The organism is Mangrovibacter phragmitis, from assembly GCF_040429585.1.
In the GTDB taxonomy this organism is placed as follows: domain Bacteria; phylum Pseudomonadota; class Gammaproteobacteria; order Enterobacterales; family Enterobacteriaceae; genus Mangrovibacter; species Mangrovibacter phragmitis.
Window position 1 is genome coordinate 1,042,417 of the sequence record NZ_CP134782.1, and the last position, 25,819, is coordinate 1,068,235.

The 25,819-nt window shown below is 49.9% G+C and carries 26 protein-coding genes; 15 read left to right on the forward strand and 11 right to left on the reverse strand.

What is annotated here, in order from left to right; translation table 11 throughout:
• Positions 1-58: 58 nt before the first annotated feature.
• Entirely contained in the window at positions 59-1,909 is a 1,851-nt protein-coding gene (gene sppA, locus MPHASIOC01_RS05000) for a signal peptide peptidase SppA (protein ID WP_353614111.1), read from the reverse strand.
• Positions 1,910-2,085: 176 nt separating this feature from the next.
• Between sppA and MPHASIOC01_RS05005 the strand changes: the two genes are divergently transcribed.
• The 4 genes from MPHASIOC01_RS05005 (at position 2,086) to MPHASIOC01_RS05020 (ending at position 5,975) form a co-directional block, all read left to right on the forward strand.
• Positions 2,086-2,637 carry an NAD(P)H nitroreductase gene (locus MPHASIOC01_RS05005; RefSeq protein ID WP_064595751.1) on the forward strand — a complete coding sequence of 184 codons (552 nt, stop codon included), beginning with the start codon at positions 2,086-2,088 and terminating at the stop codon, positions 2,635-2,637.
• A gap of 118 nt (positions 2,638-2,755) precedes the next feature.
• Positions 2,756-3,799: a selenide, water dikinase SelD gene (gene selD / locus MPHASIOC01_RS05010; RefSeq protein ID WP_064595749.1), complete on the forward strand. Its 1,044-nt coding sequence runs from the start codon at positions 2,756-2,758 to the stop codon at positions 3,797-3,799.
• Positions 3,800-3,802: 3 nt separating this feature from the next.
• Positions 3,803-5,773, forward strand: a complete 1,971-nt coding sequence (locus MPHASIOC01_RS05015) for a DNA topoisomerase III (protein WP_353614112.1) — start codon at positions 3,803-3,805, stop codon at positions 5,771-5,773.
• Positions 5,697-5,975, forward strand: coding sequence for a YnjH family protein (locus MPHASIOC01_RS05020; protein WP_074388773.1), 279 nt, complete (start codon positions 5,697-5,699; stop codon positions 5,973-5,975). The genes MPHASIOC01_RS05015 and MPHASIOC01_RS05020 overlap by 77 nt, the downstream gene beginning before the upstream one ends.
• Here the strand turns inward: MPHASIOC01_RS05020 and MPHASIOC01_RS05025 are convergent.
• Positions 5,932-6,348 carry a pyrimidine (deoxy)nucleoside triphosphate diphosphatase gene (locus MPHASIOC01_RS05025; protein ID WP_064595745.1) on the reverse strand — a complete coding sequence of 139 codons (417 nt, stop codon included), beginning with the start codon at positions 6,346-6,348 and terminating at the stop codon, positions 5,932-5,934. The genes MPHASIOC01_RS05020 and MPHASIOC01_RS05025 overlap by 44 nt on opposite strands.
• 32 nt (positions 6,349-6,380) lie before the next feature.
• Positions 6,381-7,187 (reverse strand): exodeoxyribonuclease III, encoded by an 807-nt coding sequence (xthA, locus tag MPHASIOC01_RS05030; protein WP_064595821.1) that lies wholly within the window; start codon positions 7,185-7,187, stop codon positions 6,381-6,383.
• Positions 7,188-7,615: 428 nt separating this feature from the next.
• Between xthA and MPHASIOC01_RS05035 the strand changes: the two genes are divergently transcribed.
• The 8 genes from MPHASIOC01_RS05035 (at position 7,616) to MPHASIOC01_RS05070 (ending at position 16,243) form a co-directional block, all read left to right on the forward strand.
• Positions 7,616-8,836, forward strand: a complete 1,221-nt coding sequence (locus MPHASIOC01_RS05035; protein ID WP_064595743.1) for an aspartate aminotransferase family protein — start codon at positions 7,616-7,618, stop codon at positions 8,834-8,836.
• Positions 8,833-9,864 carry an arginine N-succinyltransferase gene (gene astA, locus MPHASIOC01_RS05040; RefSeq protein ID WP_064595741.1) on the forward strand — a complete coding sequence of 344 codons (1,032 nt, stop codon included), beginning with the start codon at positions 8,833-8,835 and terminating at the stop codon, positions 9,862-9,864. The genes MPHASIOC01_RS05035 and astA overlap by 4 nt, the downstream gene beginning before the upstream one ends.
• Positions 9,864-11,345: a succinylglutamate-semialdehyde dehydrogenase gene (gene astD / locus MPHASIOC01_RS05045; RefSeq protein ID WP_353614113.1), complete on the forward strand. Its 1,482-nt coding sequence runs from the start codon at positions 9,864-9,866 to the stop codon at positions 11,343-11,345. Before astA ends, astD begins: the two co-directional genes overlap by 1 nt.
• Positions 11,342-12,670: an N-succinylarginine dihydrolase gene (astB, locus tag MPHASIOC01_RS05050; RefSeq protein WP_353614114.1), complete on the forward strand. Its 1,329-nt coding sequence runs from the start codon at positions 11,342-11,344 to the stop codon at positions 12,668-12,670. The genes astD and astB overlap by 4 nt, the downstream gene beginning before the upstream one ends.
• A gap of 20 nt (positions 12,671-12,690) precedes the next feature.
• The gene (astE, locus tag MPHASIOC01_RS05055; RefSeq protein ID WP_353614115.1) at positions 12,691-13,677 is read left to right on the forward strand and encodes a succinylglutamate desuccinylase; all 987 of its coding nucleotides are present in this window, start codon (positions 12,691-12,693) and stop codon (positions 13,675-13,677) included.
• A gap of 401 nt (positions 13,678-14,078) precedes the next feature.
• Complete coding sequence (spy, locus tag MPHASIOC01_RS05060; RefSeq protein ID WP_064595732.1) at positions 14,079-14,573, forward strand: ATP-independent periplasmic protein-refolding chaperone Spy; 495 nt, start codon at positions 14,079-14,081, stop codon at positions 14,571-14,573.
• A 388-nt stretch (positions 14,574-14,961) separates the two neighbouring features.
• Complete coding sequence (locus tag MPHASIOC01_RS05065; RefSeq protein ID WP_064595730.1) at positions 14,962-15,258, forward strand: YfcZ/YiiS family protein; 297 nt, start codon at positions 14,962-14,964, stop codon at positions 15,256-15,258.
• 436 nt (positions 15,259-15,694) lie between these two features.
• Positions 15,695-16,243: a HutD family protein gene (locus tag MPHASIOC01_RS05070; protein ID WP_064595729.1), complete on the forward strand. Its 549-nt coding sequence runs from the start codon at positions 15,695-15,697 to the stop codon at positions 16,241-16,243.
• Positions 16,244-16,280: 37 nt separating this feature from the next.
• Here the strand turns inward: MPHASIOC01_RS05070 and yddG are convergent, their stop codons facing one another.
• Both yddG and nadE read right to left on the reverse strand, forming a co-directional pair.
• Complete coding sequence (yddG, locus tag MPHASIOC01_RS05075; protein WP_064595727.1) at positions 16,281-17,213, reverse strand: aromatic amino acid DMT transporter YddG; 933 nt, start codon at positions 17,211-17,213, stop codon at positions 16,281-16,283.
• Positions 17,214-17,351: 138 nt separating this feature from the next.
• On the reverse strand, positions 17,352-18,176 hold the full coding sequence (gene nadE, locus MPHASIOC01_RS05080) for an ammonia-dependent NAD(+) synthetase (RefSeq protein ID WP_353614116.1): 825 nt from the start codon (positions 18,174-18,176) through the stop codon (positions 17,352-17,354).
• 254 nt (positions 18,177-18,430) lie between these two features.
• On the opposite strand from nadE, the gene osmE reads away from it, so the two are divergent.
• Both osmE and cedA read left to right on the forward strand, forming a co-directional pair.
• Positions 18,431-18,769, forward strand: coding sequence for an osmotically-inducible lipoprotein OsmE (gene osmE, locus MPHASIOC01_RS05085; protein ID WP_064595723.1), 339 nt, complete (start codon positions 18,431-18,433; stop codon positions 18,767-18,769).
• 196 nt (positions 18,770-18,965) lie between these two features.
• On the forward strand, positions 18,966-19,199 hold the full coding sequence (gene cedA, locus MPHASIOC01_RS05090) for a cell division activator CedA (protein WP_064595721.1): 234 nt from the start codon (positions 18,966-18,968) through the stop codon (positions 19,197-19,199).
• Positions 19,200-19,292: 93 nt separating this feature from the next.
• On the opposite strand, the gene MPHASIOC01_RS05095 is transcribed toward cedA, so the two are convergent.
• The 4 genes from MPHASIOC01_RS05095 to hxpB all read right to left on the reverse strand — a co-directional run bounded on the left by MPHASIOC01_RS05095 (position 19,293) and on the right by hxpB (position 23,016).
• Positions 19,293-20,684: an L-cystine transporter gene (locus MPHASIOC01_RS05095; RefSeq protein WP_064595720.1), complete on the reverse strand. Its 1,392-nt coding sequence runs from the start codon at positions 20,682-20,684 to the stop codon at positions 19,293-19,295.
• A gap of 120 nt (positions 20,685-20,804) precedes the next feature.
• Positions 20,805-21,395, reverse strand: coding sequence for a metal-dependent hydrolase (locus MPHASIOC01_RS05100; RefSeq protein WP_064595818.1), 591 nt, complete (start codon positions 21,393-21,395; stop codon positions 20,805-20,807).
• 105 nt (positions 21,396-21,500) lie between these two features.
• The gene (kduD, locus tag MPHASIOC01_RS05105; RefSeq protein WP_353614117.1) at positions 21,501-22,262 is read right to left on the reverse strand and encodes a 2-dehydro-3-deoxy-D-gluconate 5-dehydrogenase KduD; all 762 of its coding nucleotides are present in this window, start codon (positions 22,260-22,262) and stop codon (positions 21,501-21,503) included.
• A gap of 88 nt (positions 22,263-22,350) precedes the next feature.
• On the reverse strand, positions 22,351-23,016 hold the full coding sequence (gene hxpB / locus MPHASIOC01_RS05110) for a hexitol phosphatase HxpB (RefSeq protein ID WP_064595717.1): 666 nt from the start codon (positions 23,014-23,016) through the stop codon (positions 22,351-22,353).
• A 165-nt stretch (positions 23,017-23,181) separates the two neighbouring features.
• Here hxpB and MPHASIOC01_RS05115 point away from each other — a divergent pair, with 165 nt between their 5' ends.
• Entirely contained in the window at positions 23,182-23,718 is a 537-nt protein-coding gene (locus MPHASIOC01_RS05115; protein ID WP_064595715.1) for a YniB family protein, read from the forward strand.
• A gap of 9 nt (positions 23,719-23,727) precedes the next feature.
• On the opposite strand, the gene MPHASIOC01_RS05120 is transcribed toward MPHASIOC01_RS05115, so the two are convergent.
• Positions 23,728-24,588, reverse strand: a complete 861-nt coding sequence (locus MPHASIOC01_RS05120; RefSeq protein WP_064595713.1) for a fructosamine kinase family protein — start codon at positions 24,586-24,588, stop codon at positions 23,728-23,730.
• Between the two features lie 156 nt (positions 24,589-24,744).
• Positions 24,745-25,674, reverse strand: a complete 930-nt coding sequence (pfkB, locus tag MPHASIOC01_RS05125; RefSeq protein ID WP_064595711.1) for a 6-phosphofructokinase II — start codon at positions 25,672-25,674, stop codon at positions 24,745-24,747.
• Positions 25,675-25,819 lie beyond the last annotated feature (145 nt).

Below are 25,819 nucleotides of genomic sequence, written 5' to 3' on the forward strand. Positions count from 1 at the left end.
CGCAGTATAGTGAGGAATTACTAAAAAATCAGCCCGGATATACCGGGCTGATATCTGGTTAACGAATGTCTGAACAGTTCAGGCACCAGGCATAACGATGGCGCGGGTCATTAAACAGCGCCAGGCTGTTACTCTGCGCCATAATTTCCTTACTGGCACTTGCCAGTGGGGCAGGTAGCATGGCCTGCAATGCATCGGGTAGCATAGCTTTAACCGAACCGTCAAACATGCCAATCACTTTATCCAGCATACTGGGCTCAGACTGGTAATAAACCTGGTGCCACTGCTTGAGTTTTGCCAGCTCAGCCGCTTTTTTCAGTGCATCGTCAAAATCCCCCAGACTGTCCACCAGACCGTTATTTTTGGCATCCTGCCCGGTCCAGACATGCCCCTGGGCAATTTGATCTATCTCGTCCGGCGTTTTATGGCGTGACTGTGCAACCAGTGTAATAAAGCGCTTATAGCCATTTTCAATACTCAGTTGCATCATCTGCTGTACTTCTGGCGGTAAGGCCTGTGTCATGGAGACCTGCGCCAGCGGGGAAGTTGATACCCCATCTGAGTGAACACCAATCGCGCTCAGACTGTTCTCGACAGTGTTGATAACACCAAAGATGCCGATTGAGCCAGTAAGGGTATTGGGGTTGGCAATAATGTAGTTGGCGGGAGTGGAGATCCAGTAGCCTCCAGAAGCTGCCATGCCGCCCATGGACACGACCACCGGTTTTCCAGCCTGGCGTGCTGCAGCCAGCTCTTCACGGATCAATTCAGATGCGTTGACACTACCACCAGGACTGTTCACTCGCAGCACAATCGCTTTGACACTCGGGTCGAGACGGGCTTCACGAATCTGTTCTGCGGTGGTATCCCCCCCCACATTGCCCTGGGTTTCCGGGCCATCCATAATGGCGCCATTCGCGAAAATGACCGCAATAGCTCCACCAGCATCAGACGGTGTTCTTAAAGGATAGTTGTAGATGCTGACTGCCCGGATCTGGTGGTTTTTCTTGTTCCAGCCAAACTGCTTAGTGAGTGCTTTTTCCACTTGAGCATGAGTAGCCAGTTCGTCGACCAGTTTGTTATCGAGCGCATATTTAGCGGTGTCGCCACCCGTTTGCTGTAACCCGGCCAGTAAAGCCTGTGCGCCAGGGAAGACCTGTTGCGGCGTGATATTTCGGTTAGCTGCAAGCGTATTCAGGTAGTTTTGCCATAGCTCACCAATCCAGCGGCTGTCTGCATCGCGAGCCGCCGGTGACATATCGTCACGGATAAATGGCTCTACTGCTGATTTATAGGTGCCGACCCGGAACACATGAGTGGTGATTTTTAGCTTATCAAGCAGTGACTTATAGTAAAGCCCGCTGGTAGCAAAACCGTGCAGGTCAACTGCACCTTGTGGTGCAAGATAAATTTTATTTGCGAAGCTTGCCAGGTAATACTGGCCCTGACTGTAATTACTGCCATAAGCAATAATCGGTTTGCCACTGTCGCGGAATTCACGCAGCGCTTTGCCAATATACTGCATGGACGGTTGGTCGGCGCCGGCGAAATCTTTTAAGTCCAGTACGATACCGGTGATGTTGTGGTCATCTTTTGCCTGCCGGATTGCATCCACAATATCAAACAGTGAGTTTTCTTGCAGGCGGTCGGAGTTGGCGCCCAACAATTGCCGGCTGATGATACCCAGTTTATTGGTGACAGAAGGTTTATCGACAATCACTCCTGTTATATCCAGAAGCAGGGCACCACGCTGCGGCACCTCCGGAGGCGTGCGTAACTGGTACCACATTCCAACACCAACCAGTACCACCAGAATAAAGATCAGGTTGAGTACCAGATTGCGAAAAAAGCTTAGCAAACGCCATGTCCATGTAAAAAAACCACTAATAATTCGCCAAAGAGTGCGCATGTATTCTCCATATCAATTTCGGTGGGCTCGCCTGGTTCTGATTCAGTGCTGCACCGTACAGTGTCATTATCCTAAATAGCTCGCGCGCAGTTGTCAGCATGAATCGCGGTGGACGCTGTAACAAAACCTGTTGCTGTGTTAATTTTGTGAGTAAAAATTAACACAGGAGCTAACAGATGGACGCACTGGAATTACTGGTTAACCGCCGTAGCGCTTCACGGCTGGCTGAACCCGCACCACAAGGTGATGCGCTGACACAAATTTTACGAGCCGGGATGCGTGCTCCGGATCATGGCGCACTTCAACCGTGGCGTTTTGTGCTGATTGAAGGTGAAGGGCGAGACCGTTTCAGTTCTCTGCTGGAACAGGCGGCTCTGGCAGACAAAATGGATGAAAAAGCAGTAGACAAAGCAAAGAATGCGCCGTTCCGGGCTCCGCTGATTATCACTGTTATCGCACATTGCGAAGCACACCCCAAAGTACCTGTCTGGGAACAGGAAATGTCCGCTGGTTGTGCTGTTATGGCAATGCAGATGGCTGCAGTGGCACAAGGGTATAACGGTATCTGGCGAACAGGAGCATGGACCGGGCACCCACAAGTTCGTGAAGCAATGGCCTGCCGCGAGCAGGATAAAATTGTCGGCTTTTTGTATTTAGGAACACCACAGTTAAAAGCAGCACCGACAGTTGCTACTCCTGATATGACAAATTTCGTCCGACATTTCTGAGTTATTGATATGACTGCCTGACAGATAAGCAAAACTGTAATTATTCAGACAGTCATACTTACCTCGCTGTCAGAGAATCGTTACCATAGTGGGCAAAAAGACTGACAGGAGATTGTCCATGAGTGAAGAGCCGATTCGTTTAACACAATACAGCCATGGAGCAGGCTGTGGGTGTAAAATCTCGCCAAAAGTTTTGGAAACAATCCTTCATTCGGAGCAGGAAAAATTTTGTGACCCACATTTGCTGGTAGGCAATGAAACCCGCGATGATGCCGCAGTTTATGACCTTGGTAATGGAACCTGCATTATCAGTACTACCGACTTTTTCATGCCTATTGTTGATAGCCCTTTTGATTTTGGCCGCATCGCGGCAACCAACGCTATCAGTGACATCTATGCTATGGGGGGCAAGCCCGTTATGGCGATTGCTATTCTGGGCTGGCCCATAAACAAACTGGCTCCGGAGATTGCTGCACAGGTGGTTGATGGTGGTCGGTTTGCCTGCCGGGAGGCTGGCATTGCGCTGGCGGGTGGGCATTCAATTGATGCGCCTGAACCTATCTTTGGGCTGGCTGTTACTGGCGTGGTGCCTACGGAACGAGTGAAACAAAACTCAACGGCCAGCGCTGGTTGCCAGTTATATCTGACCAAGCCACTGGGGATTGGTGTGCTGACAACGGCGGAGAAAAAAGGATTATTACAACCTGAGCATGTTGGCCTTGCGACGGAAGTCATGTGCCGGATGAACAAAGCTGGTGCAGATTTTGCCGCGTTGGATGGAGTAAAAGCCATGACTGACGTAACAGGTTTTGGCCTGCTGGGGCATTTAAGTGAAATGTGTCAGGGAGCAGGCGTTCAGGCTGAAGTTGTATACAGTAAAGTGCCAACCTTACCTGGCGTTGAAGACTATATTGCTCAGGGATGTGTGCCGGGTGGTACTGAACGTAATTTCGCCAGCTATGGGCATTTAATGGGGGAAATGCCAGCCGCGTGGCGTAATTTGCTCTGTGATCCACAAACTTCTGGTGGTTTGTTGCTTGCTGTCAGCCCACAAGCAGAATCTGAGGTAAATGCTGTTGCTGAACAGTATGGCATTACATTGCAGGTGATTGGTGAACTGAAAACCGCACGAGCCGGGCGCCCAATGATAGAGATCCGTTAATCTATGCGGTTGTTTATTGCAGAAAAACCCAGTCTTGGGCGCGCTATTGCGGATGTTTTGCCAAAGCCGCACCGCAAAGGCGATGGCTTTATTGCTTGTGGTGATAACCAGACGGTGACCTGGTGTATTGGCCATCTGTTGGAACAGGCTGAACCTGATGGCTATGATGCACGGTTTTCCCGCTGGAATCTGAGCGATTTGCCTATTGTTCCGCAAAAGTGGCAATTGCGCCCACGGGCCGCTTCCGCCCGGCAACTCAAGGTTGTGGAACGCCTGCTGGGGGAAGCAAGTGAAGTGGTTCATGCGGGTGACCCGGATCGCGAAGGGCAATTACTGGTTGATGAAGTTCTGGATTACCTGCAGCTCGCGCCGCAAAAGCGTCGAGAGGTTAAGCGTTGTCTGATCAATGATCTGAATCCTCAGGCGGTTGAGCGGGCCATAGAGCGTTTGCGTGATAACAGTGAGTTTGTACCGCTATGTGTGTCCGCACTGGCACGGTCTCGTGCAGACTGGCTCTACGGTATTAACATGACGCGAGCCTGGACTCTTGTAGGGCAACGCGCCGGGTTTAAAGGTGTCCTGTCTGTTGGCCGGGTACAAACCCCGGTTTTGGGGCTGGTGGTGCGGCGCGATGAAGAGATAGCGAATTTTGTGCCACGGGATTTCTTTGAAGTCCGGGCGCACATTGTTACCCCACAGGATGAGCGTTTTGTCGCTATCTGGCAGCCCAGCGATTCATGTGAGCCCTGGCAGGACGAAGAAGGGCGGTTGTTACACCGCCCGCTGGCTGAGCATGTGGTCGCCCGCATAACCGGGAAACCAGCGCAGGTAACCAGCTACAGCGATAAACGAGAATCTGAAACCGCACCGCTTCCATTTTCGCTTTCCGCTTTGCAGATAGAAGCGGCAAAACGTTTTGGGCTAAGTGCCCAGAATGTGCTGGATATTTGCCAGAAGCTCTATGAAACCCACAAACTGATTACCTACCCGCGTTCTGATTGCCGTTACTTGCCGGAGGAACATTTTGCGGGCCGCCATGCTGTGATGAATGCCATCGGTGTGCATGCCCCATCACTACTCCCGCAACCCGCAGTGGATCCCGAGCGGCGTAACCGTTGCTGGGATGATAAAAAAGTGGATGCGCACCATGCCATTATCCCCACTGCCCGTACTGCTTCAGTGAAGCTTTCTGAAAATGAAGCTAATGTTTATACACTGATAGCCCGACAATACCTTATGCAGTTCTGTGCTGATGCCTGGTACCGCAAATGTGTTATTGAACTGGATATTGCCGGAGGCAAGTTTATCGCCAAAGCCCGTTTTCTGGCTGATGCTGGTTGGCGTGTGCTACTCGGTGGCAAAGAACGTGATGAAGAAAACGATGGTATGCCATTACCGGTGGTCAGCGAAGGCGACACCTTGTTATGTGAGTCTGGCGAAGTGGTGGAGCGTCAAACCCAGCCTCCACGCCATTTCACCGATGCCACATTACTTTCAGCCATGACCGGTATTGCACGCTTTGTTCAGGACAAGGACCTGAAAAAAATCCTGCGTGCGACCGATGGCCTGGGTACTGAAGCCACCCGCGCTGGTATCATTGAATTGCTGTTTCGGCGTAATTTTCTGGAGAAAAAAGGGCGCTATATACACGCCACACCTGCCGGGTGTGCCTTGATTCATTCGCTTCCTGAAAGCGCCGGGCGGCCAGATATGACAGCACACTGGGAATCTGTGCTTACGCAAATCAGTGAAAAACAGTGCCGGTATCAGGATTTTATGCAACCGCTGGTTGCAACCTTACATCAACTTATTGAACAGGCGCGATCTGCACAGCCAGCACAGTTTCGCGGTATTCGGGCTACGCAGGGCGCCACAAGTACGAAAAAAGAGGGAAACCATGGTAAAGCATCTGTTCGCCGTAAGCCTCGTGTTGGGCGTAAGTCTGGGAGCGGCCGCCCAGAACCGGCAGCCTGACGTGCAAGTAAATGTCCCTTCTGAAGTCTTCACTACGCAAGGACAGCAGCAGATTCCGCCTTGTAACCAGTGCTGTATCTACCAGAACCAGAACTATTCGGAAGGTGCCGTCATTAAAATGGAAGGCGTTTTGCTGCAGTGCCAGCGTGATGACCAGGTTATGGGAACAAACCCGCTGATATGGCGGCGGGTGAAACCATGAACGCTTCAAGCAAAGGGATATCTGCCGGTGCCAGTGAATACTGGCGAGCTTCCTGAGGTGTAACCCAAACCAGCTCGCTATGGTGGTGGTTATTGGGGGTACCGGATATGATGGGCACAAACCAGCCATGCAGGTTAATCAGGCGCCCATTTACAGGGCGGCTGTGGCTGGCTATATAGCTTTCTGGTTGTGCGTCTATACCCAGTTCTTCATGCAGTTCCCGGCGTAGCGCCTGTTGTTGGGTTTCCCCCGGCTCAATTTTCCCACCAGGAAATTCCCACAGCCCCGCCTGGTCACCCTGGGGAGGGCGTTGAGCGAGCAACAGCTTGCCATTGTTCACTATGATGGCGGCAACAACCTCAATCACTCCCATAGGTTCTCCCCGGGGTATTTATGATACTGGGCTCAGAGTGAAAATTCAGCCCAAACAGGGGCATGATCGCTGGGTTTTTCCATTGCACGAATCTCGTAATCAATCCCGACACCTGTGCAACGGCTTGCCAGTGGCTCACTTGCCAGTAACAAGTCAATGCGCAGCCCGCGGTTTTCGTCGAAGCCACGGGAGCGGTAATCAAACCACGAAAACTTATCCTGAGTATCCGGGTGAGCGGCACGGAAGGTATCGACCAGGCCCCATTCCAGCAGACGAGCCATCCACTCACGCTCTTCCGGCAGGAAGGAGCATTTTCCTGTGCGCAGCCAGCGTTTACGGCTATCTTCGCCAATACCGATGTCGTTATCTGTTGGGCTGATGTTCATGTCACCCATAATCAGTACCGGATTGGTGCTGTTGAGGGACGTGGTCAGGTAATCCTGAAGGTCGGCGTAGAACCGTTGTTTAGCAGGGAATTTCACCGGATGTTCACGGCTTTCACCCTGCGGAAAATAGCCGTTAATCACTGTCAGTGTTCCCAATTCGGTTGGGATATCTGCCATGATTATGCGCCGCTGCGCGTCTTCGTCGTCGCCTGGAAAACCCCGCCTTACTGCCAGTGGCTCTGCTTTTGTTAACAGGGCAACCCCATAATGGCCTTTCTGCCCGTGGAAAAAAACGTGGTAACCCAGCTTCGCGACGTCTTCGAGCGGAAACATGTCGTCGTGTACTTTGGTTTCCTGCAGCCCAATAACATCTGGCTGGTGTTGTGCCACGATGGCTTCCAGTTGGTGTGGTCTTGCACGCAGTCCATTGATATTAAAAGAGATAAACTTCATCGTTCTGCTCCGCCCTGAAACAAATTTAAAACGGGATGTTAACAGAAAACCCAGGGTTGTGCTCTTCATTCCTGACAGTTTACTGCTCTTGTTGTGAAAGGTTCCTGCACTTGACAGGTGCATGAGGCACTAAAAAAGTGCGTTTCGAGTGAATATATTCCATGTCTGATCACAGAATCAGCATGATCTTTTATAGATGCATATATTTTCTTCTTTTTATCTTGCAAGTGGCGTCATGGAGTAAATTTATTCACTTTTTATGCAAAATAAGTGAATAGAGAGCTTTGTAACTTATTGATTTTTTGTTTTCAAAACAGTGTTATTCATTTTTATCTATTGGCTGGCACGTTCCCTGCAATCTACATTAGTTATCAGTAATTCTTTTTTTACATAAATAAAACATTTGATTAACTAAGGCAGGCGTAATTATGGTTCAGCAAGTCACCCGGGAACAATTCGATGAGTTTATGGTTCCTGTCTATGCCCCGGCACCTTTCATACCGGTGCGGGCGGAAGGATCACGTCTGTGGGACCAGCAGGGTAATGAGTACATTGATTTTGCCGGAGGGATTGCTGTTAATGCGCTTGGCCATGCACATCCGGCCCTGAGAGAAGCTCTGGCGGAGCAGGCTGCAAAACTGTGGCATACCGGGAATGGCTACACGAATGAACCTATTTTACAACTTGCGCGCCAGATAACGGAAGCCACCTTCGCGGACAAAGTCTTTTTCTGTAATTCAGGTGCTGAAGCCAATGAAGCTGCACTGAAACTGGCACGTAAATATGCCCATGACCAGTCAGATGGTGATAAAAGCCAGATTATTGCCTTCAATAATGCGTTCCATGGCCGCACGTTGTTTACTGTGAGCACGGGGGGGCAACCGGCTTATTCCCGGGATTTTGCGCCGCTCCCGCCGCAGATTGACCATGTTACATTTAACGATCTCGAGTCTGTCCGTGCGGTGATGAGTGAAAAAACCTGTGCGGTCATTGTTGAGCCGATTCAGGGAGAAGGCGGGGTAATCCCGGCATCTCCCGCTTTCCTGCAAGGTTTGCGTACATTGTGTGACCAGTTCAATGCCCTTCTGATATTTGATGAAGTTCAAACAGGTGTTGGCAGAACAGGAGATTTGTACGCATACCAGCATTACGGTGTGGTGCCTGATATTTTGACTACGGCCAAAGCACTTGGCGGTGGCTTTCCGATTGGCGCGATGTTAACTACCGCGCGAATTGCCACGCACTTCACACCAGGCACGCATGGCACAACTTATGGCGGGAACGCACTGGCTGGCGCCGTTGCCGGGTGTGCGTTCTCGCTTATCAATACACCTGAAATGCTTGCAGGTGTTAAGCATCGCCACGCCCTGTTTGTTGCGCAGCTTGATGAGCTGAATCACCACCTGGGATTGTTTCGTGATATCCGTGGCATGGGGCTGCTGATTGGCTGCGAACTGAATGAGGCGCATGCGGGGAAAGCCAAACTGATTTCGCAGCGAGCGGCACAGGAAGGGGTAATGATTCTGATTGCCGGAGCGGGTGTAGTGCGGTTTGCCCCGGCACTGAATATACCTGAAGAAGATATTCGCGAAGGGCTAAGCCGGCTGAAACGTGCCTGTGAAGCTTTGATTGCGGAGGGCGCGTTATGATGGTTATTCGCCCTGTCAGGCATGATGATTTGGCCGGGTTATTACACCTTGCCAGTAAGACAGGTGGCGGCCTGACTTCTCTGCCTGAAGATGCGGATACACTGCGCGCCCGTATTTCCCGTTCTGTTGATACCTGGGCTGGTGTTTTGCCTCGTGCTGAACAAGGCTATGTCTTTGTTCTCGAGGATACAGAGCGTGGGCAGGTGGCAGGCATTTGCGCTATTGAGGTTGCCGTGGGGCTGAAGGAACCCTGGTATAATTACCGGGTTGGTACTTTGGTTCATGCTTCAAAAGAGCTGGATATTTATAATGCATTACCCACGCTGTTTCTCAGTAATGATCATACTGGCAGTAGTGAATTGTGTACGCTCTTTTTAGATCCAGACTGGCGGCACTCCTCAAATGGCTACTTGCTCTCCAAGTCCCGATTCCTGTTTATGGCCGCGTTCAAAGAAGCGTTCAGTAATAAAGTGGTGGCAGAGATGCGCGGCGTCATTGATGAACAAGGCTTTTCACCGTTTTGGGAGAGTTTGGGGCAGCGTTTCTTCTCGATGCCTTTTTCTCGGGCAGATTATTTGTGCGGAACTGGCCAGAAAGCATTCATTGCAGAATTGATGCCCAAACATCCTATTTATACCGACTTTCTGTCTGAACAGGCGCGCGCTGTGATTGGTGAAGTTCACCCCCAGACGGCACCTGCCCGCCGTGTGCTGGAAAAAGAAGGTTTCCGTTACCAGAACTATATCGATATTTTTGATGGCGGCCCGACACTGGAGTGCGAGCTGAGCGCTATCAGGACGGTTGCCGGCAGCCGGCAGCTCACTGTGAAAATTTGTGAGGCTCAACAGAATACACTGCCACTGTGTCTGGTAGCGAATGACGATTACGAAAATTACCGCGCAACATTAGTTCATGCAGACCCACAGGGAACATACCTGGAGATGGATGCGACAACCGCAAATGTACTGAATTGCCGGGCGGGTAGCACTGTACGGTTGGTGCAGTTATGCCCGGAGGAGACAAAATAATGACACAGTGGATTAATGGTGAATGGCGACCCGGTACTGCTGGTGCCATGGAAAAGCGCGATCCAGTAAACCTGGATTTATTATGGCAGGGTCGCAGTGCTGACAGCCTCCAGGTAAACCAGGCATGCCAGGCTGCACGCGGTGCATTTCCTGGCTGGGCCCGTCGCACGAGGCCTGAACGCCAGACTATTATTGAAGCCTTTGTTGGGTTACTGGAACAACATAAAACCCGGCTCACGACAACCATCGCTCGTGAAACAGCTAAACCCCGCTGGGAAGCGGAGACTGAAGTGACAGCGATGATCAACAAGCTGGCTATCTCAGTCAAAGCGTATGAGCAGCGTACAGGTGAACAGGTGTCACCACTGGCAGATGGCGCTGCTTCATTACGCCATCGCCCGCATGGCGTACTGGCTGTCTTCGGGCCGTATAATTTCCCAGGCCACCTGCCTAACGGACATATTATTCCGGCACTACTGGCAGGAAATACGGTGGTGTTTAAGCCCAGCGAACTGACGCCAGGCACTGGCGAATGTGTTATGCGTTTATGGGAACTGGCCGGTATTCCTGCGGGGGTTATCAATCTGCTGCAGGGGGGGCGGGAAACCGGGCAGGCGCTGGCCGCTAACCCTGAGCTTGACGGTTTGCTGTTTACCGGAAGCTCCGGTACCGGTTTCCAGTTACACCAGCAATTCGCCGGGCAACCGGACAAAATTTTGGCACTGGAAATGGGCGGCAATAACCCTCTGATAGTTGACGACCCTGTTGATATTGACGCAGCTGTACATATCGCTATTCAGTCTGCTTTTATTACCGCGGGCCAGCGTTGTACCTGTGCTCGTCGCCTGCTCGTGAAAAATGGTCCGCAAGGAGATGCATTTTTAGCGCGTTTGCTGGAAGTCGCAGGCCGTATTAAGCCCGGTGCGTGGGACAATGATCCGCAACCCTTTATGGGAGGCCTGGTTTCAGCCAAGGCTGCTTTGCATGTATTAAAGGCCTGGCAAGGGCATCTGGACCGTGGTGGAAAGCCTTTACTCACGCCGCGCATCCTTGAGACGGGGACATCACTGATAACCCCTGGAATCGTCCTGGTCAACATGGCGCAAGAGGTGCCGGATGAAGAGGTGTTTGGCCCGTTGTTGACAGTATTGCGTTACGACACACTGGATGATGCTATTACTCTGGCAAACCAGACGCGCTTTGGCCTTTCATGCGGGTTGATTTCACCGGATCGTGCGGCATTTGACCGGTTATTAATTGAGGCGCGAGCCGGGATTGTTAACTGGAACAAACCGTTAACCGGTGCGGCCAGTAGTGCGCCTTTTGGTGGCGTTGGAGCATCGGGCAATCATCGTCCGGGTGCCTGGTATGCCGCAGATTACTGCGCCTGGCCCATGGCTTCACTGGAAAGTGACAGCCTGATAATGCCGAAAACACTTAACCCAGGGCTGGATTTTAGCGCCGGAGAGCAGCAGGCATGAGAGTTCGTGAAGCAAATTTCGATGGTTTACCCGGGTTAACTCACCACTATGCAGGTCTGTCATTTGGTAATGAGGCATCTGCGCGCCATCAGTACCAGGTATCGAACCCAAAACTGGCAGCCAAACAAAGTCTGCTGAAAATGAAAACCCTGGCGGATGCCGGGTTTTGGCAGGGGGTGATTCCACCACAGGCCCGGCCTAATATTCCGGTTTTACGCCAGCTTGGTTTTACCGGGCGTGACAGCGAGGTGTTGGCAAAAGTCTGGAAGTATTCGCCAGACCTGTTGTCTGCAGCCAGTTCTGCGTCATCAATGTGGGTGGCTAATGCGGCAACAGTTTGTCCTTCAGCCGATGCGATGGACAAGCGAGTGCATTTTACTGTTGCCAACCTGAATAATAAATTTCACCGGTCAAGTGAAGCGCAGCAAACAGAACGCACCCTGCGAGCGATATTTGCTTCCGGGAAACATTTTTCTGTCCATGAGGCACTACCGCAGGTGGACTTATTTGGCGATGAAGGGGCCGCTAACCATAATCGTTTTGGTGGCGCTTATGGTGAGCCGGGGCTTCAGCTCTTTATTTATGGGCGTCAGGGTAATACAAATGGGCTTGCACCTTCTCGTTATCCAGCTCGTCAGACCCGGGAAGCCAGTGAAGCCGTGGCCCGCCTGAATCGGGTGAGGCCTCAGTCATTACTCTTCGCACAACAAAACCCCGCAGTGATTGATCAGGGGGTATTTCATAATGATGTTATTGCGGTCAGTAACCAGCAAGTATTGTTCTGCCATGAACAGGCGTTTGTCGACCAACAGGCCTTGTTAAGTACTCTTCATGAGCGCGTTCCGGGTTTTTGCCCGCTGGTTGTTCCTTCCCAGGCAGTATCTGTTGCAGATGCGGTAAATACCTATCTGTTTAACAGCCAGTTGCTGAGTCACGAATCGGGGGGAATGACTCTGGTTTTACCACAGGAAGCGCGTGAGCATGAAGGTGTCTGGCAGTACCTGAATTTTCTGTTGGCTGAAGATAACCCGATTGAGCGGTTGCACGTTTTAGACTTACGGGAAAGTATGGCTAACGGTGGAGGGCCTGCCTGCCTGCGCCTGCGAGTGGTTTTGACCGAAGACGAATACCAGGCGGCTAATCCGGCAGTAATAATGAATGATACTCTGTTCACTGTGCTGAATCAGTGGGTTGACCGTTGGTATCGTGACCGCCTGACTCAGGCCGACTTAGTGGACCCACAATTATTGCAAGAGGGGCAGGATGCGCTTGATGAACTGACCCGAATACTTAACCTCGGTGCTGTTTACCCATTTCAGCAATAGCTGCGCAGGGAGATGTAATAATGGATGAGTTTGTACAAAAGACACTGGCGGGGTTGGTTCCTGCACAAACAAAAGGAGAAGGCCCCGGGTTTCGCTGGCAATGGCTGGAGCAGGGGGTTATCCGGCTAACACCACACAGTAAGGTGACTCAGTCGTTAATATTGTCAGCCGGAATCCATGGCAATGAAACAGCGCCAGTGGAAATATTATCGCAAGTGCTTGATGCTCTGTGGCGGGGTGACATCAATTTATGCTGGGATGTCCTGGTTGTATTAGGTAATCCACTGGCACTGCAAACCGGTAAGCGCTACCAGTCCTGCGACCTTAACCGCCTGTTTGGTGGGCGTTGGGCGAAATTCGAACCAGGCACTGAATGTGCGAGAGCTGAGTTGCTTGAACAGGTGGTGGGTGACTTTTTCGCAAACAGCGCTCCGGTTCGCTGGCATTTGGATATGCACACAGCCATTCGCGGCTCACTCCACCCGCGTTTTGGGGTGTTACCTGCCCGTAATACCGCCTGGCCTGCGGCTTTTTTGCACTGGCTGGAGCTGGCCGGTTTGGAAGCACTGGTCTTTCACCAGACACCGGGGGGAACCTTCACACATTTTACAGCGCAATATTATGATGCTCTCAGTTGCACAATGGAACTGGGTAAAGCAATGCCATTTGGGCAGAATAATTTGAGTGTGTTCTCTGTAACCCGCCATGCACTGGGAGAATTGTTAGGTCGTGGCCCGGAGACGTTGCTGGCTCAGCAGCAACCTGTTGCGCGTTGCTACAAGGTTAGCCAGCAGTTAACGCGCACCGGGGAGAAATTTATTCTGCACATTCCTGATGATACGGTAAATTTCACACCGTTCAGTAAGGGGGTGTTATTGGCAGAGGATGGTAAGAATAAACAGGTCGTTCAGCAAGAAACCGAGTATGTGTTGTTTCCCAACCCGCTGGTGGCACAAGGTCTCCGTGCCGGGTTGATGCTGACAGAAATACCACATCCGTATGGGTAAGGATCCTGCGCCAGACAGCGGTTATGTGCCATGGACGGTACAGCTATGCGGCTCAGGCAGTGCTGTGTCAGCATAGCCAGAATGCTGGAACACACAACCAGCACCATTCTGATATTGCACCCAGCCATGGAATAAATAAATCAGTGAATATGCCTTTTCTTTATGCTAAATTAACAATTAATAATGAACTCTTCGCCATTATTTAAATATATCCTCATTAATTCTCCTTATTTTAATCATAATTGGCTTATTTTTGCTTTTTATCCTTTCATGGCTTTACGCTCGTTTTGGTTTGTTGACGAATTAGCACGTAGAATTATTTTCGTCAACGCAACAGAATGTTGTTGCTTATTTAAATGAATCCGCAATTTCGGGTTTGTTCTATAAAGAAAGGATAATATATGCGTAAGTTAACTGCGATTTTAGTAGCATCTGGTCTGGCCCTTGGCGCAGCTAATCTGGCCCACGCGAATGATACCTCTGCACAGACTTCAGATAATGGCCGTCCAATGATGAAACACCACCGTGGTCATCCCGGTGGCCCTGAAGGGATGATGTTCCGTGGACTGAATCTGTCAGATGCCCAGAAACAGCAAATCCGCGATATCATGAAAGCGCAACGCGAAGAAATGAAACGCCCGTCAGTGGAAGAGCGTCAGGCAATGCACGATATTATTGCCAGTGATACATTTGACAGCGCAAAAGCGCAGGCTCAGGTGGATAAAATGTCACAGCAAAATAAACAGCGTATGCTGGCTCGCATGGAAGCGCAGAACAAGATGTACAACATCCTGACACCTGAGCAGAAAAAGCAATTTAATGCTAATTTTGAGAAGCATCTTAAAGATAATGGCCCTGCAGAAGGTAAAATGCCTCCTCCACCAGCCGCTGAGTAATCAGGCTAAACCAGATTGAATATGGTGCGGCACACTCATAATACGTAAGCTAAACTTATTCAGAACCGTCATTTTTGCCCATCAAATGTAGTACAGGTGGGCATGGGTGGCGGTTCTATTTTTTAACGGCAGACTAATCTTATTTTTTCTTTCACTTTATTTATTTGTTGTCATTAGCAAAACATGTCGGCATAACCAGATCAAAGAAACCCGGTAGGGGAATTGTGCGTAATCGCGGGTTATTATGATCCTGGTCAATCTACACAGAAAGGCATTGCGGTTTATACTATCACCATGTTTATATGCCGGTGGCTTTCAGGTTGGCGCCTTTTGTACCACCTGGCGTGTTGTATCAATCACTGTATCAACAATAACCATGGAATAGCAGATGAAAACAACCTGTGATAGCACGTCAACACGTGAAAAAGAGACCTGTGGCTGCATGGATGTCGGCACCATTCTCGACAATGCAGATTGCGTCGCAACTTACAGCAAACAGTTTGCGACTAAAGAGGACGCGCTGGCCGCTCAGGAATCACTGGTCGCCAAAGCCCGGAGTATTGAATCTGAACCTTGCCAGATTTCCGCAGATTTAACTCAGGTGGGCAATGCTTACCAACTTGATATGAGTTTTGTATTCAGCTGCCAGGCTGAAACACTGATTTTTCAGTTAGGTACTCGTTAATTTCCAGCCACAGGGATGAGGTTACCCTCATCCCTGTGGCTTGTGTACTGCTGCCTTTCCCTTCCCAGAGTTTGCCCAGGATCGTGTTTTTACGACACCGATGACCAAAAAAACATCACTGATTTATAGTGCCTATTGCCAGCAGATTTTTTATAGATATTCTCATATATCAGCGACACAGCATGCATGGTGGTTGGGTATAGCGAATGTGTACCTTCTCCAGCCATGTCAATAGCACAAATAAAGCATGCCCTGATTAATGCCGGTAGCATTTTGTACGCCAGGTAATATGGCGGTGGGGAATGCGATAAAAGTACGCTGCACTCGGTGCCAGGAATGGCAATACCTTGGCTTCAGGGGATTTCGCACGTTATACGTGTATTTTATGGTGGGTATGAGAGCCGGCTAAGAATGACGGCAGGCTCCAGGAGTCACAATGGAATTTTTCGAACTGAGCAAACTCCCGGTTAACTTGTGGCGTAATGGCGCGGGTGAATCCAGGGAGATTTGTTGCTTTCCTCCGGATACGGGTAATTTCAACTGGCGAGCGAGTATTGCTTCCCTCGCCAGTAGTGGTGAGTTTGCTTCCTTTGCCAATGTGGACAGGGCGATAACCTTACTGGAAGGGGGGGAAGTGTTGCTGGATGGTGTGGGCAATTCCGGGCATGTGCTAAAACGCCATCAGCCCTTTTTTTTCCCGGGCGATAAACGTGTTTATGCGGAATTGACCCAGGGGATGATGTCAATGAACTTTAACCTGATTACCCAACGGGCGCGTTGCAAGGCGCGAACACGCGTGGCGGACAGAACCTTTAGTACACTGGGTACCCGGGGAGGAATAGCTTACGTATTGAGTGGTGAGTGGCAGTTTGGTGACAAACTATTACGCCCGGACCAGGGCGCCTGGTGGGGTGATGGGTTGCACACTGTCAGGTTATTAAAAAATACCGGCACATTGCTCTATAGCGAAATCACCTATCTCTAGCCCGTGCTGACTCCGGCCTGAACGCCGGAGTTTGGTATTATTCTTTGGCTGAAGAGGTGGATACAAGGTCTGAATGTGCTGAGGCCCGGCGTGTTGCCAGCCAGCACAGCAGAGAACCCGCTACGACCAAAAACACACCCTGCCAGAACCCCCACCCTGGTGTCAGACCCAGCCATAATGAAGCAATGAAGGCCGAAAGCACTGGCGTGAAATAAGAGGCTGTTGCCAGTAGTGTCAGGTTGCCATGTTGCAAACCATGATTCCAGGCTGAGTAGGCAACAGCGGTTGAAATTCCCATAAACAGTAGCTCAGGCATTGTTCCGCTATTGATATGCATGGGAGGTTGTGGAAAAAGCAGGTATTTCACCCATAGCACCAGTGCCGTAGCACAGAAAAAAAGTGGCACAGGGTTTTGCCCGTCAGACCAGCGACGGGTAAGATTGCAATAGAGAGCCCAAATAATTGCTGCACCGAATGCCAGCCCGTATGCAACAGGGTTACCCGCCAGGTTATGTACAAGCATTGCCGGGCTCCAGTCACTATCGCCTCGCATCACCTGTATAACACCGCCAAGTGCCAGTAACAGGCCGGGCACAATAAACCATTGCGCCCGTTGCTGGTTAATATACAGTGCGAACAGTAGTGTAAGACCCGGCCATAAATAATTGATCATGCCCATTTCAAGTGCTTGTGTGCGAGAGCTGGCAAGACCAACCGCCAGTGCCAGGCTGATTTCATACACCACAAACAGTGTGCCTGCTGCCAACATGTGCCATGACAGTACCAGTTGAAGCAATGCCTGCCTGTTACTTATAACCAGGCACAGGGCACTCACGGTGTAGATAAGCGCGGCGCCGCCTGTTGGCCCAAGCGCTTCACTAATACTGCGCAGTAGCCCGACAGATGTGCTCCAGAGCACTATTGCCAGCAACCCGGCAATAGTGGCCCGGGGGCCAGTTAAACAGGGCATAATCGTTATCCTGAATGGAGATGCGGCCTGTTGCCAGACCGCGATAAGAGAAGAAATAACCAGCCGGAAGAAAAACGATTATTTTTTCAGTGTCGCTGTGTTAGCCCTGAAAAATAATCCATGAAAATGACAGGCGGCTTATTTCCAAAAATCATCGAATACAGTAATTGGCGGGCGGCGCTTGTGCTCGGTTTTAATATACCAGCTCTCAATAATCTGGCTGACTGCGTGGTCGAGGGTTTTGCCTTCCAGATAGTCGTCAATTTGTGCGTAGGTTACCCCCAGAGCTGCTTCATCGGGCAGAGAAGGGCGGTCATCTTCCAGGTCCGCAGTGGGGGCTTTGATATATAAATGTTCCGGGCAGCCAAGTGATTGCAGTAACTGTTTACCCTGGCGTTTATTCAGACGGAAAATAGGGTTGATATCGGTACCGCCATCACCGTATTTGGTGAAGAAACCAGTAACTGCTTCTGCTGCGTGGTCCGTTCCCACCACAACACCATGAGTCATGCCGGCAATGCTGTATTGTGCTTTCATTCTTTCGCGGGCCTTTTCATTGCCGCGCACAAAATCACTCAGTGTAATACCGGCATCTTTTAATGTTTGTTCGCTTGCCAGTACGGCTGCTTTAATATTTACCGTCAATACCCGGTCTGGCTGGATAAAGTTGATAGCATCCAGGCAATCCTGCTCATCGGCCTGGACACCATAAGGCAGGCGAACAGCAATAAACTGGTAGCTGTTATCACCTGTTTCCTCACGCAATTCGCGAATTGCCATCTGGCAGAGTGTACCTGTCAGTGTGGAGTCCTGCCCGCCACTCAGGCCCAGAACCAGGCTTTTTAAGAAGGGGTAGCGCGAAAGGTAAGCTTTGAGAAAGTCGACACTACGCCGAATTTCTTGCTGAGGGTCGATTTGTGGTTGTACACCTAACGCCTGAATAATTTCTTGTTGCAAAGTCATTTGGGCCTCTCCTGTCCGCGGGCCTGATAAGGCCTGGTGGCAAAAAACAGATATGCTAAAGCTACCGCTTTGCCATTAAAACAACAAGCTGTGTACAATAGTAAAAACCTCTGAGTGCTGGAAATTAAAGCAGTTTTACGCAAATTTTCCTGGAAAAGAATAGTCTTAAAGTGGTTCAATTTCTGCTATCAGGTTGAAAAAACGGGGGCAGTCAACCAGGCTTGACTGGAACCGCAACGAAAGGAGGATAAAATATGAACAAAAATGTAACAGGGTTAGTCATGGTGGCGGCGGCACTGGCAGTCCTTGCGGGCTGTACAACTTATGACAGAGCAAAAGATCAATTTACTGAACCTGTCGTGAAAGATGTTAAAAAAGGTATGACGCGTGAGCAGGTAAGCCAGATTGCCGGTAAGCCCGCGTCTGAAGTCACGATGATCCATGCCCGCGGCACATGCCAGACGTATATTCTCGGCAAACGGGACGGGCAAATGGAAACCTATTTTGTCGCGCTGGATGACACGGGGCATGTTATGAACTCCGGGTATCAAACCTGCGCAGAATATGACTCAGATCCGCAAACTCATAAATAATCTTTTGTGGCTTTTGTCAGCACTGTACCTAAAATGCCAAAAAACGATTTTCAGACCGTTTTTTGGCATTTCCCACCCAATCAGTGAGCTGGCGCACCAGAGAGTAATCATATTGCCATTTTCAGAGAAAGCACCGCGGGGAAAAATCCGTTATTATGGGTGCTACTGTTAACGTGTTTTATTGTATTTTCCCGTTATGAAAACATTTCGTCACCCAAATAAAGCGATTATTACGTATAAACCGCGAGTGGAGCCTGCTCCGCCTGAGCACGCATGGCGTGTGGAAGGTTTCAAAGATGTCTATTTATTGCGTGGCAACTATGTCGCTTTTGTGCTGGTTGGCAGCAGTTTCCAGCGCTCACCTGTTTTCACGTTACCTGAATCTGCCCAGCGCTGGGCAAACCAGGTGCGACAGGAAAATGATGTTTAAATAAGCGGACAGATATTATGAATCCCTAACCGCCCCATTTCAGGAGCGGTTTTTCTCGTGAGAGATGTTTTTTTAACTGTTCAGAAGCAGCGCTTAAAGTTGAGCCAGTTCAGTATCGTCATCACTGTGCAAACGGCTGGCGTCTGTTTGCTTCATTAGCTGGCTGGTCACTGTTCCCGCGGTCATGGCACCATTGACGTTCAGCGCTGTTCTGCCCATATCAATGAGTGGTTCAACCGAGATAAGCAACGCGACCAGTGTTACCGGTAGCCCCATCGCAGGCAGAACAATCAGCGCAGCAAATGTTGCACCACCCCCAACACCAGCCACACCTGCTGAACTCAGTGTGACAATGCCTGCCAGTGTGGCAATCCATACCGGATCCATTGGGTTGATGCCGACGGTTGGCGCGACCATCACTGCAAGCATTGCAGGATAAAGGCCCGCGCACCCGTTCTGACCAATCGTTGCCCCAAATGAGGCAGCAAATGTAGCAATAGATTCAGGGACACCCAGACGGCGTGTTTGCGCCTCCACATTCAGTGGGATGGATGCTGCGCTGGAACGGCTGGTGAATGCAAAAGTCAGTACCGGCCATACCTTACGGAAATACTTGACTGGGCTGACGCCGGCAATGCTCAAAACAATGCCATGCACCACAAACATAATGCCAAGCCCAAGGTATGAGGCCACAACAAAGCTCCCCAGTTTGATAATGTCCTGCATGTTTGACCCGGCGACGACTTTTGTCATTAAGGCCAGTACACCATAAGGTGTGAGTTGCATCACCAGGCGTACCAGTTTCATGACCCAGCTTTGCATGACATCAATGCCAGCAATAACTCGCTCACCCTTTGGTTTATCATCAGCAAGAAGTTTGAGTGCCGCCATGCCCAGAAAGACAGCAAAAATGACAACGCTGATAATGGACGTGGGGTTGGCACCGGTCAGGTCAGCAAAGGGATTTTTGGGAATGAATGAGAGTAACAACTGTGGGACACTGAGATCGGCCACTTTGCCCATATACTGGGTTTCCAGAGTATTTAACCGGGTACTTTCAACTGCCCCCTGAACCAAACCTTCGGCAGTAAGACCAAACAGGTTGGTGACAAAAATCCCCACCAGTGCGGCAATCAGTGTAGTAAAAAGCAGTGTGCCGATAGTCAGAACGCTTATCTTCCCCAGAGAAGATGCGTTATGCAGGCGGGCAACAGCACTCAGAATCGACGCAAATACCAGCGGCATCACAATCATTTGCAGTAACTGCACATAGCCATTACCCACAATGTTGAACCACTGTACTGACTGCCTGAGGACAGCGCTGTTATCACCATAAATCAGTTGCAATCCCAGGCCAAAAAATACACCCAGTACCAGCCCCAGCAAAACTTTCTTCGCCAGGCTCCAGTTCGTTTTTCGAGTGGCGGCCAGCCCCATTAGTAAAATAACAAACACAACAAGGTTTGCTATAAGTGGAAGATTCATCTCCATTCTCCTGATTATATTTTTACCCTTACCGGGCTCGCACGAAGAATAGCAGATGACGTTTGGCGTTGATTATAACTAAACGTTATTTATTATGTTTTTTGCGGCCTTGTTGGCGAATTATTCTTCTTTTTGTGCGGTTACATAGCGGTAAAATGCATTTTGTAGTGCATTAATGGTTTGTGATGACCAGCGTATTGCGCTGTTTTCCGGTAATGACTGTGGCATCCATAAAGCAAAACTGAACAGGGCGATACAAAGTACTCGTTCAAGTTGGTTACCTTTTTGAGGACGGATAATCGGCAGGCAAAAGCGCCAGCGGCACGGCCACAATAATGGTACCCCTGCCGGGGTCAGCATATCAGCGAGAATATGACTGAGGTACCCGATTACCATGCCCTGCAATACATCCGCAGGGATAATCCAGCTTTGAGGCACTTTTAAATAAAACAACGCCAGGGTAACAAATACAGCCAACAAACTATGAGTAAACCCGCGGTGCCCAAAGGCTCGCGCGATGGGTTTAGATAACCAACTGAGTCGCTGGCCGAGAAATGACTTTGGGTGGTCAATATCGGGTAGCAGGCAGGTCAGTACTGCTGCGGGCACGACATGCCACCAGTCACCATTGGTGAGCACAGGTGTCAGTTGCGCGTTTTTGGCAAACACGGCGCAGGCAATAGAAAAGAGCAGGTGACCTTCGGCCGTCATGATAAAACCCGGTATAACTGTCAATTCATCCAGTATAGGGTTTTTATACAGTAGGAAAAAGAGGTGACGTTGTAACACTTTGTCAATATCACCTCAAGTGATTAATTATCGTGCAAGCCAGCCACCATCTACGGCCAGTGTGTAACCATTGATATAGTCTGAAGCACTTGAGGCAAGAAAAACAGCGGGACCTTTCAGGTCTTGAGGTATACCCCAACGACTAGCGGGAATACGTTCCAGTATCGCCTGATTGCGTGCTTCATCATCACGCAGTTGCCGGGTATTGTTGGTTGCCATATAACCCGGAGCTATCGCATTCACGTTTATCCCGTGAATGGCCCATTCGTTCGCCATTAACCGGGTTAGCCCCAGAACGCCACTTTTAGAAGCTGTATATGACGGAACGCGGATTCCACCCTGGAAAGAGAGCATGGAGGCAATATTGATTATCTTTCCTCCTGAACCCTGGGCAATAAATTGCCGGGCAACAGCCTGCGAAAGAAAGAAGACCGATTTCAGATTCAGGTTGATTACATCGTCCCAGTCTTTTTCGCTGAAATCGATGGCATCATTGCGGCGAATCATACCTGCGTTATTAACCAGAATATCCATACGGCCCATTTCACTGACAGCCTGTGTCACCAGGCCGGGAATAAGCTCCTGGCTGCTCAGATCTGCCTGTAAAGCCAGAAAACGCCTGCCCAGAGCGATGACCTGTTCAGCTGTTTCATGGGGGATTTTACGGTTGACACTGATAATATCGCATCCGGCTTCCGCCAGCGCCAGCGCCATTCCCTGACCCAGGCCCGTGTCACAACCAGTGACCATAGCGACTTTCCCGGCCAGGTTAAACGCGTTCAATATCATAGTTACCTCGGATTATGCTGTGCAGGTGAGTATTCAGGCACAGCATAGTCCGGCTGAACAGTTAATTCAAATAAAATGAAATATCGTTTTATTTTAAGTGTGCAGCGGTCAATTCTTCGAGGCTGCTCAGATGGGCATCGGCCAGAACCCAGCGCGGATTGCCTGCATTCTCTCTTGAGGGCACAACAATTGAGCGCATACGGGCTGCTTTGGTGGCAATCATCCCATTCACAGAGTCTTCCAGTGTGACGCAGTTCAGCGGATTTATACCCAGTTTTTCAGCCGCATTGAGGTAAACTTGTGGGTGTGGTTTGCTCCATGCAAGATGTTCGGCAGAAGCCAGAGCGGAGAAATAGGGGCGCAATGAAAACATTTCCAGTACTTGCTCAAGCATGTGTAAGGGGGATGCGGACGCCAGGCCGATTCTCAGACCAAGGTTTTGGCATAAACTCAGCGCCTCCCGTACTCCGGGCAACAGTGGGCGGGTTTCTTCAACCAGCTCGATAGCACGACGTATAATTTGTTGTGTTACTGTTGCGCGGGAGGCTCCTTTCCAGGGTTGTTGCGCATACCAAAGGTCTACAACCACGTCAATTCGCAAACCCAGCAGGTCGGGGAGTTCGTTGCGGCGCGTAATGTCTACACCCTGAGAGGCGATAACCTCCAGTTCAGCCTGGTCCCACAATGGCTCTGAGTCTATCAGTAATCCGTCCATGTCAAATATTGCTGCGAGGGTTCCTGTTACACCTGGCATACGCTATTGCTCCTTTTTACGATACGATTTCCATGAAAAGTAACATATAATTCACGACCCTGGGTGAGAGCATTAAAAAACAGGCATAATTTGCCCGTCTGGGTAGACTTGAAGACGTAACGTGAATACTTCAGCTTTCTGTATGGGAGCTGGTGAGGGGAAAAAATGACTTACCAACAAGCTGGACGCCTGGCGATTGTAAAACGCATTGCAGGATGGGTGATTTTCATTCCTGCTGTAATCTCTACGTTGATTTCGCTGCTGAAGTTCATGGATCAACACAGTGAGAAAAAAGCGGGCATAAATGCTGTTATGTCAGATTTTGCTCATGTCATGATTGATATGATTCGGTTTAATACGCCATTTTTGAACATCTTTTGGTACAACTCGCCGTTGCCTGATTTTGCTCACCAACTCAATGTGTTGTTCTGGATTATTTTTGTGCTGGTTTTTGTCGGTATGGCATTGCAGTCTTCAGGCGCTCGTATGAGCCGGCAAGTGCGTTTTATTCGCGAAGGGCTTGAAGATCAACTGATTCTGGAAAAAGCAAAAGGGGACAGCGGGCTTACTAAAAGCGCACTGGAAGAAAAAATTGTTGTGCCGCACCATACCATCCTTTTGCAGTTTTTCCCGCTGTATATATTGCCCATCGTCATCATTGTGGTTGGTTATGTCTTTTTCTCTCTGCTTGGCTATATTTGACTACCTCTGTCAATTATCCAGTATCTGCTCAAGGACCTGTTGCGCGACTGGCAGATGCTGGCCACCAAACAACCTGGCCCGGTTGAGTAGTGTATACAACTGGTAAATGGGCTGGCGTTCAATAAAATCATTGGGAAGCGGGCAGACAGACTGGTAGCCATCGTAAATTTGTGCAGGCTGTTCTGGATGCAACGGGAGCATTGCCAGGTCACATTCCCTGTCGCCCCAGTAACATGCTGGATCGAATATATAAGGGCCATTTGGCCCTACCGCGCAATTTCCAGACCACAAATCGCCATGGAGCAATGACGGTGCAGGTTGGTGCGAGGAAAGACGTTCACGTACCTTTTCAACGATGATATCTATATTACCGAACGTTATCCCTTTTTCGGCTGACAACTCAAGTTGCCAGCCAATGCGCTGCTCGGCAAAAAACGTTGACCAGCGCCGTTGCCAGGTATTGGGTTGGGGAGTGGTGGCAAGATGGTTGTCGTAATCCAGCCCAAACTGCAGTTGTTCACTCCATTGGTGAAGCTTTGCCAGCTGCTGGCCTAATAAAAATGCATTGTGGGCATCAAATGGCCGGGGAGCAAGGTAGTCCAGAACTAAAAAGCTTTGTTCACGCTCACTGCCAACCGCCCACACGCGTGGAACATTTACTGTCTGGCTACGGGCCAGCAGTATCAATTGATCGGCTTCGGCAGTGAAAAGTGGCAATAATGCCCGGTCATCACATTTAATAAATAAATCATGGCCAGCATAGCGGGCACTCCATGCACTGTGCACCTCGCCACCGGGAAGGGGGCGTTGGTCTTCGAACGTAGATTCTCCCAGAGTGTCCTTAAGTAAACGACTGATAGCCTGCCACATAGCATCTCTCCCGTGTCGTCCGATAGAAAATAAAGTTAATGTATTTCTTTCTGATAAAAGGCGATACAGCGCACATCTGAGCGGCAAAGCCACGTAAAGCCTGGCTTTTACGTGGCCTGAAGATAATTAGAGTTACCCACATGGGCGTTGTACTACTTAACTTTGCAGGAAGTAACGGTAAATTTTCTCGGTATTCTCAAAGGAGCATAAGCGTGTGCCCTGGTTTAATGTAGCCGCGCTACCTGCTGCCACACCATAACGCACCATATCTTCCAGCCCTGCCCCGTCTGCCAGTTTGAGTGTCATCGCACCTACCATACTGTCGCCAGCACCAACAGTACTCTGGCTACGAACAGGTGGTGGAACCACCTGAACGCAGGCATCACGGCTTACACCCATGGCACCTTGTGGGCCCAGAGAGACAACCACGTTTTGTGCTTTACCACTTTGAATGATTTCTTGCGCTGCAAGCCGAACATCATCAGGTTGGTTGAGAGGGTGTTTGACCAGAGCACTTAATTCTTTCTGGTTCGGCTTAACCAGTGCAATATTGCCCACTTCCAGCGCCGCACTCAGCGCATCGCCAGAACTGTCTATAATACAGCGAATACCTTGTTTTTGTGCCAGATGAATCAGGCCGCATAAATAGTCGGTATCTGTTCCCGGAGGCATACTTCCACTAATAACTAACAGTGAATCAGCCGGGATGGCTTTAATTTTGGCCGCCAGTTGCTGGCATTCAGCACTACTTAACATAGCACCCGGCATTACAAAACGGTACTGTTCACCACTGGAATCAATGTGAACATGCAGGTTCTGCCGGGTCCATTCTTGTGCGGGGACGGGAATAACTGCCACATCCTCTTCCTTTAAGAGGTGGCACAAGTGCTCGCCTGTCGCACCACCTGCGGGGAAAATAGCGGTTGCGTTCCCCCCCAGATGATTGATTGCGCGTGCCACATTAATACCTCCGCCTCCTGGCTCAAACACTGGTGCACTACAACGCAATTTCCCTTCAGGATAGATTTGACTGGTACGCGTTGCACTATCCAAAGAGGGCGCCAGCGTAAGTGTATATATGTTCACTTTTTTCCTCCGGTTGCAGTTTATCTTAAATGGTAGCACTACCTTAAAAGGTATGCTGAAAATAACTCAATGATTTATTGATGGAATTGTAGAGATCGCACAGGTTTATATATAAATATAATCTCTTTTTAAGACGCGCCTTATT